This window comes from Methylotenera sp. N17, from assembly GCF_000799155.1.
Taxonomy (GTDB): Bacteria; Pseudomonadota; Gammaproteobacteria; order Burkholderiales; family Methylophilaceae; genus Methylophilus.
In genome coordinates this window covers 2232656-2249769 of sequence record NZ_JUGE01000001.1, presented here as the reverse complement: position 1 = coordinate 2249769, position 17114 = coordinate 2232656, and the positions used below count along the sequence as shown (strand labels likewise).

Sequence of the window (17114 nt, the reverse complement as noted above, 5' to 3'; positions counted from 1 at the left end):
CTCCTTAAAACATTGATTAAAGATGAGTACATCGAAGCCATATTTAACGCTCATCGAGCCATTAGAAACATAAGGCAGATTCTTAATTGTGTGTAAGAAAGCGCCTATACACATATAAAAGGGTAGTTGAAGAAAGCGGGTTGAATATCAGTTGTCCTGCTTAATTAATATTCACCAACGTCGCAACACTAGGGGATGCCAATAATTTTGAGATATTCTTCTAGCGTGAGGGTGAGTTGCTCTAGTGATTCACTGACTTCGTTGAGGTGGACGTTGGAGTTAAGGTGCAGTTGCTCCAGTAGCGCTTTATGTTTTTCAAGTGCATCCAAATGTGCTTCAAGCTTGGTGTCTTTTAGGTCGTTTGCCATGGCGTGTTCTCCTTATTAGCGCTAGCACTCTTGCTTAGACACACCCCAGCCCGTAAGGTTGAAGTGTGTTTTGGTTGACGCTGTTGATACTTCTAAGCCTACTGCTTTAGTGACGCAATATCCACTACAAAACGATATTTCACATCACTTTTTAGCATGCGCTCATAAGCGTCGTTAATGTACTGGGCATCAATCATCTCCACATCGCTGACAATATTGTGCTTGCCGCAGAAATCGAGCATTTCTTGTGTTTCTGCAATGCCACCAATCATCGAGCCTGCCACATGGCGGCGTTTGGTAATCAAGTTGGCACCGTGCATTTCTAATGGGTCTAGCGGGCCTACCAATACCAAGGTCTTGTCACGTTTAAGCAAAGCAATATACGGGTTTAAATCATGCGCGACAGGCACGGTATCAATAATCAGGTCAAAGCTGGCAGCGTGTTTGGCCATGTCATCCGGATTTTTAGAAATAAGCACTTCACTTGCCCCTAAGCGCTCCGCATCCACGGCTTTGCTGGCAGAAGTGGTAATCATCACTACTTTGGCGCCCATGGCAGCGGCGAGTTTTACCCCCATGTGCCCTAAACCACCCAAGCCGATAATGCCGACTTTTTGGCCGGGTTGTACGTTCCAGTGTTTGAGGGGTGAGTACAAGGTAATGCCTGCACATAGTAAAGGCGCAACCGCTTTGGTGTCCAGATTTTCCGGCACATTCACTACATAGTTTTCATCCACAGTAATGCGCTCGGCATAACCACCAAACGTCAATCCGCCATGTTTGGGGTCTTTGGCGTTGTAGGTAAACACGGAGTCATCGCAATATTGTTCTACCCCATCATGACAGGCTTCACAATGGCGGCAAGAATCCACCATGCAGCCCACGCCCACCAATTGGCCAACTTTAAATTTAGTGGCATGACTGCCTATTTGGCTAACCCTGCCCACAATCTCATGGCCTGGCACCATGGGGTAAAGCGAGCTGCCACCCCATTCGTTTCTGGCTTGATGAATATCGGAATGGCAAATGCCGCAATACAAAATATCAATGAGCACATCGTGATGGCCGGGTTCGCGACGATCGATACTCATAGGGGCCACGGGTGAGGTGGCATTTTGCACACCATAGGCGACTGATTTCATTCTATCTCCTTAAAAACAAAAAGCTAACGCTGCTAAGAATGACAGAGTTTGCTTTGTATTGTTCGCCTAAATGAGATGATTTGCAGGAATTCAGAATCGCACATTCTGTGATTAATTGATTTTGTACATGCAATAGCTATCGCTTTATGCGTGCTGTTGCTAACATCTGGTTTGATAGTGATTAGGAATTTTTGATGTTAATGGTCATGCTACAAATGGCGTTGCTGATTGCCGTAGGCGTACTTTGGCAACGGTTTGCGCCTGCACATATTGCAGCCATTGCGCATCGACGTGCGCTTACCGATTTAGTGTTTTATATCTTGCTGCCAGCTTTGGTGTTACATGTGATCTGGCAAGCACCATTTGACGCCAGCAGCCTCAAAATCTCACTGACTGCATTGTCCACACTGGCAGTATCCATGTTGTTGATGTGGCTGTGTTTGAAATGCCTGAATGTGTCGCGTCCGCAACAAGGCGCATTGTTGTTGGCCGCTACTTTTCCAAACGCCACCTATTTAGGGCTGCCGGTCACCGGGCAAGTACTGGGTGATTGGACGCAAGTAGTGGTGTTGAAGTTTGATTTGCTTGCCTGCACGCCCGTGCTGTTAACCGCAGGCATATTAATCGCGCATCGTTTTGGCAACACACAGGACAAGATTCACCCACTGCAAGAACTGATGCGCGTGCCACCATTGTGGGCGCTGGCGATTGCCAGTGTGCTGAATGTCACCCATACGCCCCAGCCAGAATTGCTTGCACATGCTTTACAGACTTTATCCGGCGGTGTGGTGCCATTGATGTTGATTGCCTTGGGTATGAGTATCCGTTGGGATACCTTGCAGACACGTTTTATCCCCATGCTGTTGCCGGTATGCGTGATTGCTTTGGTAATAGCGCCACTGGTGGCGTTGGGTGTTGGTAGTACGCTGGGGTTGGAATCCAGCACGTTAACCGCAGTGGTACTGCTTGCCGCCATGCCCACCATGATTTTTGGCATTGTGATTTGTGAACGTTACCAGCTAGATGGCGCGCTATATGCGGCCGCGGTGTTTTTAACCAGCATACTGAGCATTGCAACGTTAACCATTTGGTTTCACGTGCTCTCAGGTTAGTTTAGGCGGGTGAATCCGCCTAATATAATATTCAAGCCAGTGTGATAAAACGCTGCGTTAGGTTTTGCATTGAATCACAAAGTGGTGTCTTGGCGGCATGTAAATGCCATCGCCTGCATCGGGGTATACCTCTTTATGTTGCGATACCGTCTTGTAGTCATTGACGCAAAGTTCTTGTGCCTTGGCCTTACATTTCTCTACACCGTTATTAAACTCACTACAACTGAAGGTATGCGTTTGTATGCCGTTATGATCAATGGTGGTGGATTGTACGCTGGCGCAAGAAATAAGCATTAACAGGGGTGCAAAACGTAAAATTTTTTTCATGATTTGTCTCCTTTGTTCTTTTTGAATTTATTTCATCATTTTGTCACATAGGTATGATAAGCGAGTGTGGGCTAAAGTTGCATGAACCTTTTATGACTAACTTCTCAGGCTTGGTTGTGCAATAAAAGGTGGGCTAAGGCTTATTCATTTGTTGGCGTGTTGGCAAAACGATTGCGCCATCGCTTTGATGACGAGGGACTGGCATCTGCCAGTGCACCTCGCCAATCAAGTTTTGCGCTGAGCTAAACGTGCTCAGTTATTTTTGGGTGTTAAGTGTGTTGAAAGCGGTCATCAAGTTGCGGTAATCCGGAATATGGTTAGAGAATAAGGTACCCAAACCCTCGATATCGTTACGCCAATCGCGGTGTAGTTCACAAGCCGCACCAAACCACGTCATCAACTGCGCACCCGCGGCAGACATGCGATCCCAAGCGGCATCACGTGTCAGTTCGTTAAAGGTGCCGGAAGCATCACTAATGACAAATACTTCAAAGCCCTCTTCCAGCGCAGAGAGTGCCGGAAAAGCAACGCAGACCTCGGTCACCACGCCAGCAATAATCAGCTGCTTTTTGCCTGTGGCTTTAATGGCTTTGACAAAATCTTCGTTATCCCAGGCGTTAATTTGGCCGGGGCGTGCAATGTAAGGCGCATCCGGGAACATGGCTTTGAGTTCTGGCATGAGCGGGCCATTGGGGCCAGTCTCAAAGCTTGTAGTTAAGATGGTGGGCAAGTTAAAGTACTTAGCCGCATCGGCCAGCGCCAATACATTGTTTTTAAAGCGGTCCGGGTCGATATCACGTACCAGTGACAACAGCCCGGCTTGGTGGTCTACCAGTAATACCGCTGCGTTATTTCTATCTAAACGTACATATGGTGTGCTCATTTTCATTCTCCTGTGGTGATTTGGTTAATTGCATTTAATCTTATGCGGTTAATGTAAAGCGGCCGCTGTTGTAATCGTTAACGGCTTGGTCAATTTCCTCCCAAGTGTTCATCACAAATGGGCCATGTCCAACAACTGGTTCGTTCAACGGTGCGCCGTTGAGTAATAGCACAACAGAATCTTGCTGTGCCTCAATTACTAACTCACTGCCTTCACGTTGCATCACGGCCAATTCAGATGGACGAATGATGTGTACATCGCCCAACTTGATGGCGCCTTTCAGTACAAACAGCGCAGTGGTTTCACCTTCGTTAAAACTGAATCGTGTGCTACCACCTGCCTGCAAACGCATATCCCACACATTCATCGGGCTAAAAGTGTTGGCTGGGCCTTGATGGCCATCAAGCGCACCTGCAATCACACGCACAGTGCCAGCACCGTTTTCCAGCGCGACTTCTGGAATTTGGCTGCGAGTAATGCCTTGGTATCCAGGTTTGGTCATTTTGTCTTTGGCTGGTAAGTTCACCCAAAGCTGTATCATTTCCAGCGCTCCACCGCGTTTAGCGTAGTCGTCGCCGTGATATTCCTCATGCACAATACCAGCACCGGCCGTCATCCATTGCACTTCACCTTGGCCAATCGTACCGCCCGCATTGGTGGAATCGTGATGTGATACTTCGCCTTCATACACAATGGTCACCGTTTCAAAACCACGGTGCGGGTGTTGGCCAACGCCTCTGCGCTCTGTGGTAGGCTCAAAGTTGGCTGGGCCAGCGTAGTCCATCAGCAAGAACGGTGACATCTCTTGGTAAATATCGCGATAAGAGAAAATGCTCTGTACTGGAAAACCATCGCCTACCCAATGGTTGCCATTGCTACGTTTGATAAAAGCTAGTTTTTTCATGGTGCGCTCCTTATTTGCTGTTGATGGTGTGACTATAGGCGCATGACTTTTATTTGAATAGATGGTTAAATGTGAAAACATTTTTCATTTAAATGAATAATTGGATCAACGCAGATGGATTTGAACGAAACCGCCATGTTCGTTAAAGTGGTACAAGTGGGCAGCTTTAGTGCGGCAGCACGGCAGCTACAATTGCCTACTTCTACAGTGAGTACGCGCGTGGCTAGACTAGAACAACGCTTGGGCACGACCTTATTGCAGCGCACCACCAGGCGCTTGCACTTGACCGAAGCAGGTAAAACCTATTTTGAACATGCTGTTTTGGGCTTAGGCCACCTGCACGAAGCCGAGGCGGCAGTCAGTGCCACCAAAGCCTTGCCGCAAGGTAAGTTAAAAATTACAGCCCCTGCCGATTTAGGTGATAACTTATTGGGTGAGCTAGTGCAGCAGGTACAGGCGGTGTACCCGGCATTGGAGTTGGAGTTGTTATTAACCGACCGTTATGTGGATTTGATCGCCGAAGGTGTGGATGTGGCGATTCGCACCGGAGAACTGCAAGACTCTAGCCTGATTGCTAAATCATTAGGCGATATACAATGGGCTGCCTTTGCCAGCGCAGACTATTTGGCGCAAGCGCCAACATTGCGCGAGCCGCAAGACCTGATTCAGCACCGCTGTATTCAATTTAGCCCGATGGGCCGTGAGAGTTGGACTTTGCAGCAGGTGGGTGGCAGCATGACCATTCCGCTTTCTGGCAAAACCATGGTCAATAGCATAGGCGTTGTACATGCCATGGCCAGTAATAGCCAAGGCGTGGCTTTATTACCCACGTATATTTGTAAAACAGCCGTGGCTGATAAGCGTTTGCAGCGTGTGCTGCCTGCATGGCAAGGTCGCAAAGATCCGTTGCATTTGGTATACCCGCAACAGCGTTATATGCCACCCAAGCTGCGTGCGTTTATTGATTTGGCACACACTATATTAAGTGTCAGCTTTCAAGATGCGCAGATAGCATAAAATACTAAGACATCAATAAGACTGAATATATTTGATCATGAAGGGAAATCGTCAGCATGGCTAAATCAATGCCAGAACGCTTATTAGACCAAAATGGAGCCCAAGGCGCATCTGTCGTCATTACGCACCGCGTACTGGCAGGCAAACAGCCAGAGTATGAGGCTTGGCTAAACGAGATTGGCCCAGTGTGCAAAGCCTCAGAGGGCTTACTAGATTTGCACGTGGTTCGCCCAATCAGCGGTATTACTGATACTTACACCATCATTATCCGCTATGACACAGAACAACACCTAAAGCAGTGGATGACGTCTGATGCACGCAAGCAACTAATTGCTAAAACAGAAAACATGCGTGTTGGAAGTGATGATTTTTATATCAGAAGTGGCTTAGATTTCTGGTTTGCCCCAGAGGGTGCCAAAGCCAAAATCCCAGTGCGGTGGAAGCAGTTTTTAATCACATGGTCTGCCATTTATCCCTTGGTATCATGCCTGCCGCTATTGCTGGTGCCATTGCTCAGACAATTGGGCTTGCCCACAAATCATTATGTAGATGTGCTGATTATCACGGCAATTGTGGTGTGGCTAATGGTGTACATAGTAATGCCGCGCTATACCAAGCTGGTGCGCAACTGGTTATTTAAGTGAACAAACCTTATGTGACTATAGTCCTATTAGCCACAGTAGCAGCACCATAAAATGCAGAACGGCTACGACTTAATGATGATAAGAGGAGTGATTGTGCACCGGTCAATATTGTTTCTCGCACTGATGGGATGTGCCCAGATGGTCGAAGCCAGGCCTAACTTTGCCGATACGCTAAATTTAGGCCATTCCATTGTCATGGTGACCACCGAGCTACCAAGTGGTGACAACGGGCGTGGGTCAGGCGTTGTGGTGAGTAAAGAATATGTGGCGACCAATTGCCATGTGATTGCCAATACCAATGGTGCCAATATTGCTAAATTTAGAGACGGCTATCGCCCGATTGCAATTAAAGCCAACTGGCGCCGCGATTTGTGCTTACTGAAATTTGATCCCTTACCCTTTACGCCGCTGCCTATGCGCGATAGCAGTACATTACAGTATGAAGAAGAGGTGTTCAGTCTTGGTTTTCCGGCAGGGGCGAACGTGCCGCAACCTTCGTATGGCAATATCAAAGGTAAGTATATGTACGATGGCAGCTTAATTGTGCGTTCAGATGCCTCGTTTGCCATGGGCTCTAGCGGTGGTGCGCTGTTTGATGCGCAGTTCAATTTGATTGGCATTACTACTTTTAAGAGCCCAGGCCATGACGGTTTCTACTACAGTTTGCCCGTGGAATGGATTAAAGAATTAATGAACGCGCCGGAAACGTTTAGCCTTAAAACGCAAGAGGTGCCATTTTGGGCTTTACCGCTAGAGCAGCGGCCATATTTTATGCGGGTGGTGATTCCATTTCAAAACAAAGAATGGGGCACCTTAAAGGGCATCGCCAATCAGTGGATAGTGCAAGAGCCTAACTCAGTAGATGCTTGGTATTTTTTAGGGGTGGCAGAAGAAGGCACTGGCGAGCTTGAATTGGCCAAGCTACATTTAAACAAAGCTTATCAACTCAACCGACGCGATTTAGATGCCATGCTGGCATTGTCGCGCGTGGCATTCGCACAAAAAGATGTCATGGCATTGGAATCACTGGAAGCCCCAGTGAAAGATCTTAACCAAGATGAAGGCGAGAATATCGCTTTAAAAATAAAGCAGTTAAAACTAGGTAGCTAATAAAGCTAGACGGTAGCCGTTTGCATTATCCTATTCAAATATAGCCAACTAGGTAGCGATTAAATTGGCGGCGTATCGCCGCAGCTGGTGTTAAGCCATTTAGCCTGAATGTCCGCTTTTTCATTCACCGGGTTACCTTGTAATGTGCCACTAAATCGGGATTGACCGGTAAAGTGTTGCGCACTCGTGAGATTGCCTTCTGCGGAACCATTGCCTTTTAAATCTGCACCATTGCAGCTAAACGCCAGCTGGTAGTGATTGCCGGAGCGGTTAGCGTTTTGTGTGGTGCAACCCGCCTGCGCCTGGTAGAAGTTGGGCAGGGTTTTCTGATTTGCCATTTCTTGCGTGATACATACTTTGGAAATGGCTGCGCCATTTGCGATTTGAGGCATATCCACACCATAGTCTTTGGCGAGCGCTTCAATGTCTTGCATTTGACCAGATGGAATATGTGGAACCAAACGCAACAAATCAGAGCTTGTAGTGACTTCCCATAGCCCGGGTTGCATATTGTAATCAGCGGCGTGGGCAATGGTGACAAATAGTAGTGCTGACAGTGACAAGCCAAAACGTAATGAATGCATGCGGTACCTACAATGTAATTTAACTCAATTTTAGAGAACGGGCTTGTGATATAAGTTCATCTGAATGTGGCTTGTAATGGACTATCTGCGTTGTCATGGTCAATGTAGCTAGCCATTTTTAGTGGCTTTTAGATGCAGTTTTTATACATGCGTTCACGAATACCATGCTGTTTTTTAAGACATTTACGGCAATTCACTATAAAATGCCAGTTCAATTAGAGCTGCTGCAGTCTTAATTTTGGAGTAACAATATTTAGATTGTGTATGTGCTATTTGGTTGGCTGCACATCATTATCTTTCTATAAATGTTACTTACAATTTCAATATGTCTGACCAAATAACAACAAAAAACACGCAAGTCAGCACGGAGCTTGCAAAGTGGACGATTCCGATTCGAAAATGGGCTATCTGGCAGGATGGTGTGGATCAACATACCACACCGGATGTTAGTTTCATTGATGCAAACTCCCGTAGAAAATTAAGCAGATTTGCCAAAATGGCACTGAAGGTTGCACACGACTGTAGTGACGATGTGCCTCAAGCCCATTTTGTGTTCGCTTCCCAACATGGGGATATTGTACGTACAACAGAGATGCTGTTCGATTTGGCAAGGCAAGAAGAGTTATCGCCTACCGTGTTTAGCATGTCTGTATTAAATGCGTGTGCGGGCATGTACTCTATTGCAAAACGAGATCACTCCCCTTCCATTGCAATATCCGCTGGCGCATCCAGTTTTGGCTATGGCCTGTTAGAAGGTGCATTCCACCATCTGAATCATCCGGATACGCCGGTGATTTATGTTTATGTGGACGAAACCCCCCCCTCTATTTATGGTGATACAGCGCGTATGTTGACCCGTGCGCATGCCATCGGTGTGTTAATTGCAGACCATGCAACGGTCAACGTGAGCTGTCAAATGACGGCGAGTGCGAGTGATGCTGACTCTACGACTGCCCAATCTGTTTCGTTTATGGATGGTTTGTTAAACCATCACAACGCGCACTGGGAAGGCGAAGGCATGCGCTGGGATTGGACTTATAGTGAACGCTAAAATCAATTATTACTGGCGCTTGTTGGCGACAGGTGCTTGTTTCGCTGTGTTTGGAGTGGGTGCGCTCATCATGGCGGTAATTATTTTCCCGGTAGTGAGTCTGCTTGCTAGAAAAAACAAAGCAAAGTATGCAAGATGGGTCATTCACAAAGGGTTTGCTGGGTTTCTCTGGTTGATGCAAGCCAGCGGCGTTTTAAAGTTTGAGATCAAAGGCGCTGAAAAACTAAAGCAATGCAGCAATGTGCTCATTCTGGCAAACCACCCCACATTAATTGATGTGGTGGCATTGATTGCGCATATTCCGAATGCGAGTTGCGTGGTCAAGCGCGCGTTGTGGAGCAATTTTTTTGTGGGTGGCGTTGTGCGTGCAGCCGAATACATTAGCAACTCTGATCCGGATAACTTGATTCAGGACTGTGCAGCCGATTTGAGAGTGGGGAACCCGCTCGTGATTTTTCCAGAAGGTACGCGCACTACGCCAAACAAACCTTTGAAATTCAAGCGGGGCGCAGCGCATATGGCATTGGATAGTAATGTCCCCATTATGCCGATTGTGATTAGCTGTAAACCCTCAACGTTAACGAAAGGTGAGAAGTGGTATACAATTCCCTCACAAAAAGCACACTTGTATATCGAGGTTTTTGAGTCACAATCCATCCATCATCTTGTTAACGCGCATGATGACCAGCAAGTAGTCACTGCACGGCAATTGACAAACACATTAGAACAACACTTTACCGAGGCAATCAATAAGCATGGAACAATTACGGCTTGAAATTAAACATCTGATCATCAACACTTTGGCGCTTGAGGATACCACGCCAGATGATATTGCAGATGACATGGCTTTGTTTGACGCAACTGGGCTAGGGCTGGACTCCATAGACGCGCTTGAAATTGGCGTGGCATTGCGTAAAAAGTATCATTTAACGATAGAAGCCAATAATGCAGATAATCGGGAGCATTTTTATTCAATTAGTAATTTAGCAAAGCTGGTAGATGCTCAATTAAAAGCTGCGCAATTAAAAGACACACAATTGAACAATCAATAAATCAAATACATACAGTTAGAAAATTAGGGGAAATAATAAAATGACTGATGAGGAAATCTTAATAAAATTAAAAGCAATTTTTGCGGATACTTTTGAAATGGACACATCCAATATCACCTTGGATTCTCATTTGTTTGAAGAGCTGGACTTGGATAGCATTGATGCCGTAGATCTCGCCATCAAATTGCAAAACATGACCGGTAAACGCATTAAGCCAGAAGATTTTAAAAATGTACGTACGGTAAGAGATGTGGTGGGTGCCGTACATCTACTACTAGCGCATTAAATATTGCTGTGCAGCTATCTACAATATCTAGATGCATGGCCGCATTCGGTGTTTGGATTGCTTATCCACTCATCATTTTCTTTGGGTTAAAATTCTTAACACCAAGGTATGTCGCATTGTTGCTGGCGCTATTGCTGTTGGTAAAGTGGCGTCGAGATGCGCATGTTTGGCTGAAAAGTTTGGCCAAAATAAATGTAGCGATATTCTTCATGTTGCTCACAGTCATCCTGCTGACTTTTGTCCTGAATAGCGAATATTTACTACGGCTATACCCAGCATTGGTCAATCTAGGGATGCTGGTTTTGTTTGGTGCTTCCCTTCTATTCCCGCCTTCTATGGTTGAAAGTTTTGCACGGTTGAAATCTCCAGACCTCTCGCCGGAAGGTGTGCAATACACAAATACCGTGACTAAAATCTGGTGTCTGTTTTTTATAGCCAACGGCGCAATTTCGCTCTATACCGCTTATTTCTGCAGTCAACATGTGTGGGCGTTATACAACGGTTTAATTGCTTATGTGTTGATGGGTATTTTGTTTGCTGGTGAGTGGCTTGTCCGCCCCAAACAGCTAGCAAGCACTACCAAAGAGTAGCCATGCTGATTCCGCTACATCAACTTGCGATACAGCACAATGAACCTGACTTCAATGTTTGTCATGATGGTCAGGCATTTGTGACTTGGCGCGTGTGGATTGCCCGGGTGCGTGCACAAACAGCGGTACTTAAAAGCCGTACTGAGCAGCGCTGGCTATTGGTGAATGAAAATCCATTGGATTTTGCGGTGCTTTTCTTTGCGCTGCTACATGCAAACAAGCAAGTGATTATTCCTGCCAATGGGCTACCAGGAACGCTGAGCCAGTTAGCGGGTGTTTACGATGCAATTGTCACGGAAAGTTTGCCCACGCATTTGGATGATGACAGCAATGCATTATCAGCATTAGATGTCGATGCGATCAGTATCGTGTTGTATACATCCGGCAGTACCGGCATGCCTAAGGCCGTGCCTAAACGGCTCAGGCAGCTTGAGGCTGAACTGGATGTGTTAGAAGCGCTGTGGGGCAGTTCGATCGGGCAGTCCACGGTGATTGCCACCGTGCCACACCATCATATTTATGGCTTGCTGTTTCGTATTTTATGGCCACTTGCGGCGCGCAGAGTATTTGATACCGTGACCTGTAGCCATCCGGACGATATTGCAGTACGCATTGCCATGTTTGATCATACTGTGTTGATCTCAAGCCCGTCACAACTAGCGCGTTTGCCTGAGCTTGCGACTTTAACTACGTTGAAGTCATTGCCACGCATGATGTTCTCTTCCGGTGGCGCATTGTCTGCCTTAGCTGCAACACAGCTCTCACAAGCGTTGGGTCGTGCGCCGACAGAGGTGCTGGGCAGTACTGAAACGGGCGGAATTGCGTGGCGTTGCCAAACCGATACAGATGCATGGACAATGCTGCCAGGCATTCACTTGCAAGTAGAAGCATCTGCCCTACCAAGCCAGCCGATCTTGCATTCACCATTTTTGTTCGATGAGCAAGTTGTGCTCATGGACGATTTAATTGAGTGCTTGCCCAATCAAACTTTTAGGCTATGTGGCCGGGCAGACAAAGTCGTCAAAGTGGAGCAAAAGCGTCTCTCTTTAACGGAACTAGAGCAGGTGTTAATGAAACACGCTTGCATAGCACATGTAGCTGCGCTGGTGGTGACAACCCGTCGTGAGAATGTGGCGGTTGTTGCGGTACTGAGTACATCTGGTCGAGAGATGTTATTGCGTGATGGGCGTAATGCCTTAATTAAAGCGCTCAGACAATATCTAACCCCCTATTATGAGTCGGTATTGCTGCCTCGTTATTGGCGCTTTGTTGAGGCGTTTCCTATGAATAGTGTAGGTAAAGTGACGCATGCGCAGATGATGGCTTTATTTGACAATGTCACCGCGAAGGCCACCGTAGAATCAGAAGCTGATTCAGAAGTGGGGCGTAAACATGCTACTGCCTGAGGTCACGTTAATACAAAGCGAAACAGACACAGTGCGGGTGTTTTCATTCAACGTCCCCAAAGAACTGGAGTACTTTAAAGGGCACTTCCCAACCTTGCCTGTATTGCCTGGCGTGGTGCAAGTGCATTGGGCCATGCACTTTGCAAACCAACAGTTTTCTATTGATGGCGTATTTTCGCAGCTAGACAACCTAAAATTTCATGCCGTGATATTGCCAGAAACGCAGCTCGAATTGACGCTGCAATGGCATGCAGATACATCTTGTTTGGATTTTACTTATCGTAATGCGCATAAAAAATACTCTGCAGGCAGAGTCGTATTTCACCAAGGGATGACTGAAACACATGCAGTTTAATCCTTGTTTTCTCATCCCTATCTTTAATCATCATGCCACCATTGGGGATACGGTGGAAAAGCTCACGCAGTATCAGCTACCTATTTTTATTGTGGATGATGGCAGTAATGCCGAGACACAAAAAGTCCTTGCTGCATTGGCCATGCGTTACAACAGCATTCACCTGTTGCGCCTGCCCGTCAATGGTGGAAAAGGCGCGGCGGTGATTCATGGCATGTTGCAGGCCCATCAGTTAGGCTTTAGTCACGCGCTGCAAATTGATGCTGATGGGCAGCACCATATACCGGATGCTGCACGGTTTCTGGCAGAGGGAGCTTTGCATCCCGATAGTGTCATTTGTGGTCAGCCTATATACGATGATACCGTGCCTAAAGGTCGTTTGTATGGTCGATATGTGACGCATTTTTGGGTGTGGGTAGAAACCTTATCTTTCGCCATTAAAGATTCAATGTGCGGGTTTCGTTTGTACCCTTTGGCCGCTAGTTGTGCATTAATTGACGATGTAGAGCTGCCTAAACGTATGGATTTTGATACAGCCATCGCGGTACGCTTGGCGTGGCGTGGTGTGCAATTTATTAACATTCCCACACGCGTGATTTATCCGGCTAACGGGCTCTCGCACTTTAATATGTGGCATGACAACCTCCGTATTACAAAAATGCATACACGATTATGTTGTGGCATGTTGTTAAGGTTGCCATGCTTGTTATGGCGGAAAATATTTCCGTATCCTACCGCTACACAACAGCATTGGTCTAAGCGTAAAGAGCGCGGCTCTAGCCTCGGGTTACGCGCGCTGGTGATGAGCTATCGTTTTCTGGGTAAGCGTGTTGCTACGGTATTGTTGTATCCCGTGGTCGCTTATTTTTACATCACCGGCACCAAGGCAAGACGTGCATCACAGGCCTATCTCAAGCGTATGCATACGCTAGGGGCAATCCCAAATGTGGGTTGGTCTATGTCTTTTCTGCATATGTTGGCATTTGCACGATCGGGCTTAGATAAGCTATCCGCATGGGTCGGCCATATGGCCAACGAGACAGTGGATTTTCCCAATCGGGCAGCATTAGAGCAAGTGCTTACTTCGGGCAAAGGGGCATTGCTGATTGGCTCTCATCTGGGTAATTTGGAAATGTCTAGGGCACTGGCTGTGCAGCGTCCTGGTACGGTGATCAATGCCGTGGTATATACCGATCATGCACAACACTTCAATCAAATGCTTACAGAAGCGAATGCTGCGTTTAATATTAACTTGGTGCAAGTGTCGAATTTTGGGGTAGCTACTGCGATTTTATTTCAGGAAAAGATTGATCGTGGTGAGCTCATCGTCATTGTGGGTGACCGTACACCACCAGCAGAAAATGGACGTGTTAGCTACGTTGATTTTCTTGGAAGCTCAGCGCCTTTTGCGCAAGGCCCGATGATATTGGCCAGTTTGCTTGCTTGCCCGGTGTACTTATTGTTTTGTTTACGTGAAGACAGCGGTTACCGTGTCCACTTCGAGCATTTTGCAGACCGTGTTCAGTTACCTAGAAAAACGCGTGAATCTAGTTTGCAATTGTATATTCAACACTATGCAGACAGGCTACAAGCGTACTGCGTAAAAGCCCCGCTGCAATGGTTTAATTTTTATGATTTTTGGCAAAAGTGATATTGAACATATGGATAACAAACAATCAATGCATCGTCATCAAGCGGTCATTATCGGCAATGGCCGTTTAAGTATTGAAGATGTATTAAGCGTAGCGCTTTGTGATGCTCCAGTCGCTATCTCAACAGAACACGCTTTTGAATCGCGGATACAAAAAGGCGCTGCGTTTCTGGAAAGTCTATTGGCAGATGGTGGCGTGGTGTACGGGGTTAACACAGGATATGGCGATTCTTGCACGGTCAGTATTCCACCCCATTTGGTTGCAGAGTTGCCGCTCCATTTAACCCGTTATCACGGGTGCGGGTTGGGTGCAATGTTAGATGAGCAAGCAACGCTTGCTGTGTTGGTGTGCCGCATTAACTCATTGGCACAAGGGTATTCTGGCGTGCGTATCATGCTATTGCAACAACTGGCCGCGTTGGTCAATCATCGCATTTTACCGATGATTCCTTCAGAAGGGTCGGTAGGGGCCAGTGGCGATTTAACACCCCTTTCTTATGTGGCGGCTACTTTGGTGGGTGAACGCAATGTGACCTATCGCGGGCAAACCCAACCAGCGATGGAGGCATTGGCTACGGCTGGATTAACGCCGCTCACACTTGCGCCCAAAGAAGGTCTGGCCATTATGAACGGCACGGCGGTGATGACTGCTTTAGCTTGCTTGGCATGGAAACGCGCTGACTATTTAACACAATTATGCAGCCGTATTACTGCACTCGCTTCTATTGCTTTACGTGGTAACCGTGGTCACTTTGATGCAAGGCTATTTGCGGCCAAGCCGCATGCCGGGCAAAACCAATCTGCAGCGTGGATATATAGTGATTTAAGTGACGAGTTTGCAGAAACCATACGGTTACAAGACCGCTACTCAATACGTTGTGCGCCACATGTGATTGGTGTCGCGCGTGATGCGCTGACGTGGATGCGTCGAGACATTGAAAACGAGCTAAATAGCGCAAATGATAATCCGCTCATTGATGTGGATGCTGAAGTGTTGTTACACGGCGGCCATTTTTACGGTGGCCATATTGCATTTGCAATGGATGCATTGAAAACAGCGGTAGCGAACCTTGCCGATTTGATGGATAGGCAACTGGCTTTGCTGGTGGACAGCAAATATAACCACGGGCTGCCACAAAACCTATCTGGCAGTACAGATGCACGTGCGGCGATTAATCACGGATTTAAGGCGGTGCAGATCGGTACTTCCGCTTGGACAGCCGAAGCGTTGAAACTGACCATGCCGGCCAGCGTATTTTCACGCTCTACTGAATGTCACAACCAAGATAAAGTCAGCATGGGGACGATTGCAGCGCGTGACTGTTTACGCGTGCTTGAGTTGACGGAACAAGTGGCGGCTGCACTGCTCATGGCAACCGTACAAGGCGTTAAATTGAGGGTGGAGACTGCTGATGAGACACCTACGCAACTCAAACCTGTTGTTGTGGACTTTATGGAAAAAATCTCCGCGCATAGCGCATTCCTAGATGAAGACAGGCCGCTGGACGTTGAGTTGGCCACACTGACCAACCTCATTAAGCTTGGCACTTGGGAGCTTTATGACAACACCTAAGCTGGTTGCAAACGTGCATATTGAGGTGCCGTTTCATGATGTGGATGCCATGAATGTGGCTTGGCATGGCCATTACATTAAATATTTTGAAATTGCACGGTGCGCATTACTGCGTACTTTTGACTATGATTATCCGCAAATGAAAGCTTCCGGCTATTTATGGCCGGTAGTGGAATGCCATCTTAAATATGTGAAACCCGCTACTTATGGGCAGCAGTTGCGCGTGGAGGCTACCTTGTTAGAGTATGAGAACAGAATCAAAGTGGGTTACCAGATATTTGATGCAGTGAGCGGAACAAGGTTAACCAAAGGCCATACCACCCAAGTAGCAGTAGATGCCGTGACGCATGAACTTCAGTTTGTCTCGCCGCCCATTGTGTTGGCTAATTTGGGATTGATTTCGCATGATTAATTGGAACGCACTGAGATGGATAGTCATGCTATGGATGACCATGGGCAGTTTGAATACTGCACATGCTGAACAACAAGACGTGTTAAAACAGCTGGGAAGCCGAGTAGAAAAACACGCAGTGTTGCGGGCGGATTTTACGCAAACCAAACAAATGGCTGCATTAAAACGGCCGCTCATCACTTCTGGCAAATTGTTGTACAGCAAAGTCCACGGGGTTGTTTGGCAGATTACTAAACCCTACCCGATCACTTATATTTTAAGTGAGGATAAGGTTATCGAAATATCGGCGGATGGCTATCGTAAAGAGCGCTCCGTGAAGGATATCCCTGGATTTGCGCAAATCAGCCGTATTTTTAAAGCCATGCTAAGTGGTGATGTAAATGCGTTGAATGCTTATTTCGAGAGCAAAGTGTTTGAGAACACAGTGCAGGCTGAGCCTAACCAAACGGCTTGGCAGCTGCAACTGACACCCAAGCAAACGCAAACATCACGTTTTATTCAAGAAATCGTGGTCACGGGCGACCAGTTTGTGACATCTATTCATATTCATGAGCCCAACGCCGCCAGCACGGCCATTTTGTTCAGCAATACCGAGGCAGCGCCGACATTGCGTGACGCAGAGCTAGCGTTGTTTCGTGGAAAATAGG

The 17114-nt window shown here is 47.0% G+C and carries 21 protein-coding genes; 15 read left to right on the top strand and 6 right to left on the bottom strand.

Translation table 11 applies throughout. The features are described 5' to 3' along the window. Positions 1-188: 188 nt before the first annotated feature. Positions 189-368 carry a hypothetical protein gene (locus FG11_RS10730; RefSeq protein WP_020183078.1) on the bottom strand — a complete coding sequence of 60 codons (180 nt, stop codon included), beginning with the start codon at positions 366-368 and terminating at the stop codon, positions 189-191. Positions 369-466: 98 nt separating this feature from the next. Continuing rightward, entirely contained in the window at positions 467-1510 is a 1044-nt protein-coding gene (locus FG11_RS10725; RefSeq protein WP_047534982.1) for an NAD(P)-dependent alcohol dehydrogenase, read from the bottom strand. Between the two features lie 194 nt (positions 1511-1704). Between FG11_RS10725 and FG11_RS10720 the strand changes: the two genes are divergently transcribed. Further along, positions 1705-2622, top strand: a complete 918-nt coding sequence (locus FG11_RS10720) for an AEC family transporter (RefSeq protein ID WP_047534981.1) — start codon at positions 1705-1707, stop codon at positions 2620-2622. A 57-nt stretch (positions 2623-2679) separates the two neighbouring features. Here the strand turns inward: FG11_RS10720 and FG11_RS10715 are convergent, their stop codons facing one another. The 3 genes from FG11_RS10715 to FG11_RS10705 form a co-directional block, all read right to left on the bottom strand. Further along, positions 2680-2949, bottom strand: coding sequence for a hypothetical protein (locus tag FG11_RS10715; protein WP_020183075.1), 270 nt, complete (start codon positions 2947-2949; stop codon positions 2680-2682). Positions 2950-3205: 256 nt separating this feature from the next. Next, a complete protein-coding gene (gene ycaC / locus FG11_RS10710) occupies positions 3206-3832 on the bottom strand; it encodes an isochorismate family cysteine hydrolase YcaC (RefSeq protein WP_020183074.1) in 627 nt (208 codons plus the stop codon). A gap of 40 nt (positions 3833-3872) precedes the next feature. Beyond that, on the bottom strand, positions 3873-4736 hold the full coding sequence (locus FG11_RS10705; protein WP_047534979.1) for a pirin family protein: 864 nt from the start codon (positions 4734-4736) through the stop codon (positions 3873-3875). Between the two features lie 114 nt (positions 4737-4850). Here FG11_RS10705 and FG11_RS10700 point away from each other — a divergent pair, with 114 nt between their 5' ends. From FG11_RS10700 to FG11_RS10690, 3 genes are all read left to right on the top strand, one after another. Next, positions 4851-5753 (top strand): LysR family transcriptional regulator, encoded by a 903-nt coding sequence (locus FG11_RS10700; RefSeq protein WP_047534977.1) that lies wholly within the window; start codon positions 4851-4853, stop codon positions 5751-5753. A 56-nt stretch (positions 5754-5809) separates the two neighbouring features. Further along, positions 5810-6397 (top strand): antibiotic biosynthesis monooxygenase, encoded by a 588-nt coding sequence (locus FG11_RS10695; protein WP_235276380.1) that lies wholly within the window; start codon positions 5810-5812, stop codon positions 6395-6397. Between the two features lie 72 nt (positions 6398-6469). Continuing rightward, the gene (locus FG11_RS10690) at positions 6470-7507 is read left to right on the top strand and encodes a S1 family peptidase (protein WP_235276379.1); all 1038 of its coding nucleotides are present in this window, start codon (positions 6470-6472) and stop codon (positions 7505-7507) included. A gap of 59 nt (positions 7508-7566) precedes the next feature. Here FG11_RS10690 and FG11_RS10685 read toward each other — a convergent pair whose 3' ends face one another. Then, complete coding sequence (locus tag FG11_RS10685) at positions 7567-8091, bottom strand: DUF3617 domain-containing protein (protein ID WP_047534972.1); 525 nt, start codon at positions 8089-8091, stop codon at positions 7567-7569. 325 nt (positions 8092-8416) lie between these two features. On the opposite strand from FG11_RS10685, the gene FG11_RS10680 reads away from it, so the two are divergent. Genes FG11_RS10680 through FG11_RS10630 form a run of 11 tightly spaced genes read left to right on the top strand, consistent with a single transcriptional unit; the run spans position 8417 to position 17113 of the window. Continuing rightward, positions 8417-9142, top strand: a complete 726-nt coding sequence (locus FG11_RS10680) for a beta-ketoacyl synthase chain length factor (RefSeq protein ID WP_052185026.1) — start codon at positions 8417-8419, stop codon at positions 9140-9142. Beyond that, on the top strand, positions 9132-9917 hold the full coding sequence (locus FG11_RS10675; RefSeq protein WP_020183067.1) for a lysophospholipid acyltransferase family protein: 786 nt from the start codon (positions 9132-9134) through the stop codon (positions 9915-9917). Before FG11_RS10680 ends, FG11_RS10675 begins: the two co-directional genes overlap by 11 nt. After that, entirely contained in the window at positions 9898-10194 is a 297-nt protein-coding gene (locus tag FG11_RS10670; RefSeq protein WP_020183066.1) for a phosphopantetheine-binding protein, read from the top strand. Before FG11_RS10675 ends, FG11_RS10670 begins: the two co-directional genes overlap by 20 nt. A gap of 40 nt (positions 10195-10234) precedes the next feature. Next, entirely contained in the window at positions 10235-10480 is a 246-nt protein-coding gene (locus FG11_RS10665; RefSeq protein ID WP_020183065.1) for an acyl carrier protein, read from the top strand. Positions 10481-10515: 35 nt separating this feature from the next. Then, positions 10516-11070, top strand: coding sequence for a membrane protein (locus FG11_RS10660; protein WP_047534970.1), 555 nt, complete (start codon positions 10516-10518; stop codon positions 11068-11070). Between the two features lie 2 nt (positions 11071-11072). Continuing rightward, entirely contained in the window at positions 11073-12476 is a 1404-nt protein-coding gene (locus FG11_RS10655) for an AMP-binding protein (protein ID WP_052185025.1), read from the top strand. Then, positions 12463-12831 carry an ApeI family dehydratase gene (locus FG11_RS10650; protein WP_029647724.1) on the top strand — a complete coding sequence of 123 codons (369 nt, stop codon included), beginning with the start codon at positions 12463-12465 and terminating at the stop codon, positions 12829-12831. The genes FG11_RS10655 and FG11_RS10650 overlap by 14 nt, the downstream gene beginning before the upstream one ends. Then, complete coding sequence (locus FG11_RS10645; protein WP_047534968.1) at positions 12821-14482, top strand: glycosyltransferase family 2 protein; 1662 nt, start codon at positions 12821-12823, stop codon at positions 14480-14482. The genes FG11_RS10650 and FG11_RS10645 overlap by 11 nt, the downstream gene beginning before the upstream one ends. Before the next feature lie 10 nt (positions 14483-14492). Next, positions 14493-16055, top strand: coding sequence for an HAL/PAL/TAL family ammonia-lyase (locus FG11_RS10640; protein WP_047536120.1), 1563 nt, complete (start codon positions 14493-14495; stop codon positions 16053-16055). Next, complete coding sequence (locus FG11_RS10635) at positions 16042-16467, top strand: acyl-CoA thioesterase (RefSeq protein ID WP_020183059.1); 426 nt, start codon at positions 16042-16044, stop codon at positions 16465-16467. The genes FG11_RS10640 and FG11_RS10635 overlap by 14 nt, the downstream gene beginning before the upstream one ends. Next, complete coding sequence (locus FG11_RS10630) at positions 16460-17113, top strand: outer membrane lipoprotein carrier protein LolA (RefSeq protein WP_047534966.1); 654 nt, start codon at positions 16460-16462, stop codon at positions 17111-17113. Before FG11_RS10635 ends, FG11_RS10630 begins: the two co-directional genes overlap by 8 nt. Position 17114: the final 1 nt, after the last annotated feature.

Bases quoted from the DNA above. Each gene is read 5' to 3' on its own strand.
- FG11_RS10730 (WP_020183078.1), bottom strand. From the start codon at position 368: ATGGCAAACGACCTAAAAGACACCAAGCTTGAAGCACATTTGGATGCA.
- FG11_RS10725 (WP_047534982.1), bottom strand. From the start codon at position 1,510: ATGAAATCAGTCGCCTATGGTGTGCAAAATGCCACCTCACCCGTGGCC.
- FG11_RS10720 (WP_047534981.1), top strand. From the start codon at position 1,705: ATGTTAATGGTCATGCTACAAATGGCGTTGCTGATTGCCGTAGGCGTA.
- FG11_RS10715 (WP_020183075.1), bottom strand. From the start codon at position 2,949: ATGAAAAAAATTTTACGTTTTGCACCCCTGTTAATGCTTATTTCTTGC.
- ycaC (WP_020183074.1), bottom strand. From the start codon at position 3,832: ATGAGCACACCATATGTACGTTTAGATAGAAATAACGCAGCGGTATTA.
- FG11_RS10705 (WP_047534979.1), bottom strand. From the start codon at position 4,736: ATGAAAAAACTAGCTTTTATCAAACGTAGCAATGGCAACCATTGGGTA.
- FG11_RS10700 (WP_047534977.1), top strand. From the start codon at position 4,851: ATGGATTTGAACGAAACCGCCATGTTCGTTAAAGTGGTACAAGTGGGC.
- FG11_RS10695 (WP_235276380.1), top strand. From the start codon at position 5,810: ATGGCTAAATCAATGCCAGAACGCTTATTAGACCAAAATGGAGCCCAA.
- FG11_RS10690 (WP_235276379.1), top strand. From the start codon at position 6,470: ATGATGATAAGAGGAGTGATTGTGCACCGGTCAATATTGTTTCTCGCA.
- FG11_RS10685 (WP_047534972.1), bottom strand. From the start codon at position 8,091: ATGCATTCATTACGTTTTGGCTTGTCACTGTCAGCACTACTATTTGTC.
- FG11_RS10680 (WP_052185026.1), top strand. From the start codon at position 8,417: ATGTCTGACCAAATAACAACAAAAAACACGCAAGTCAGCACGGAGCTT.
- FG11_RS10670 (WP_020183066.1), top strand. From the start codon at position 9,898: ATGGAACAATTACGGCTTGAAATTAAACATCTGATCATCAACACTTTG.
- FG11_RS10665 (WP_020183065.1), top strand. From the start codon at position 10,235: ATGACTGATGAGGAAATCTTAATAAAATTAAAAGCAATTTTTGCGGAT.
- FG11_RS10660 (WP_047534970.1), top strand. From the start codon at position 10,516: ATGGCCGCATTCGGTGTTTGGATTGCTTATCCACTCATCATTTTCTTT.
- FG11_RS10655 (WP_052185025.1), top strand. From the start codon at position 11,073: ATGCTGATTCCGCTACATCAACTTGCGATACAGCACAATGAACCTGAC.
- FG11_RS10650 (WP_029647724.1), top strand. From the start codon at position 12,463: ATGCTACTGCCTGAGGTCACGTTAATACAAAGCGAAACAGACACAGTG.
- FG11_RS10645 (WP_047534968.1), top strand. From the start codon at position 12,821: ATGCAGTTTAATCCTTGTTTTCTCATCCCTATCTTTAATCATCATGCC.
- FG11_RS10640 (WP_047536120.1), top strand. From the start codon at position 14,493: ATGGATAACAAACAATCAATGCATCGTCATCAAGCGGTCATTATCGGC.
- FG11_RS10635 (WP_020183059.1), top strand. From the start codon at position 16,042: ATGACAACACCTAAGCTGGTTGCAAACGTGCATATTGAGGTGCCGTTT.
- FG11_RS10630 (WP_047534966.1), top strand. From the start codon at position 16,460: ATGATTAATTGGAACGCACTGAGATGGATAGTCATGCTATGGATGACC.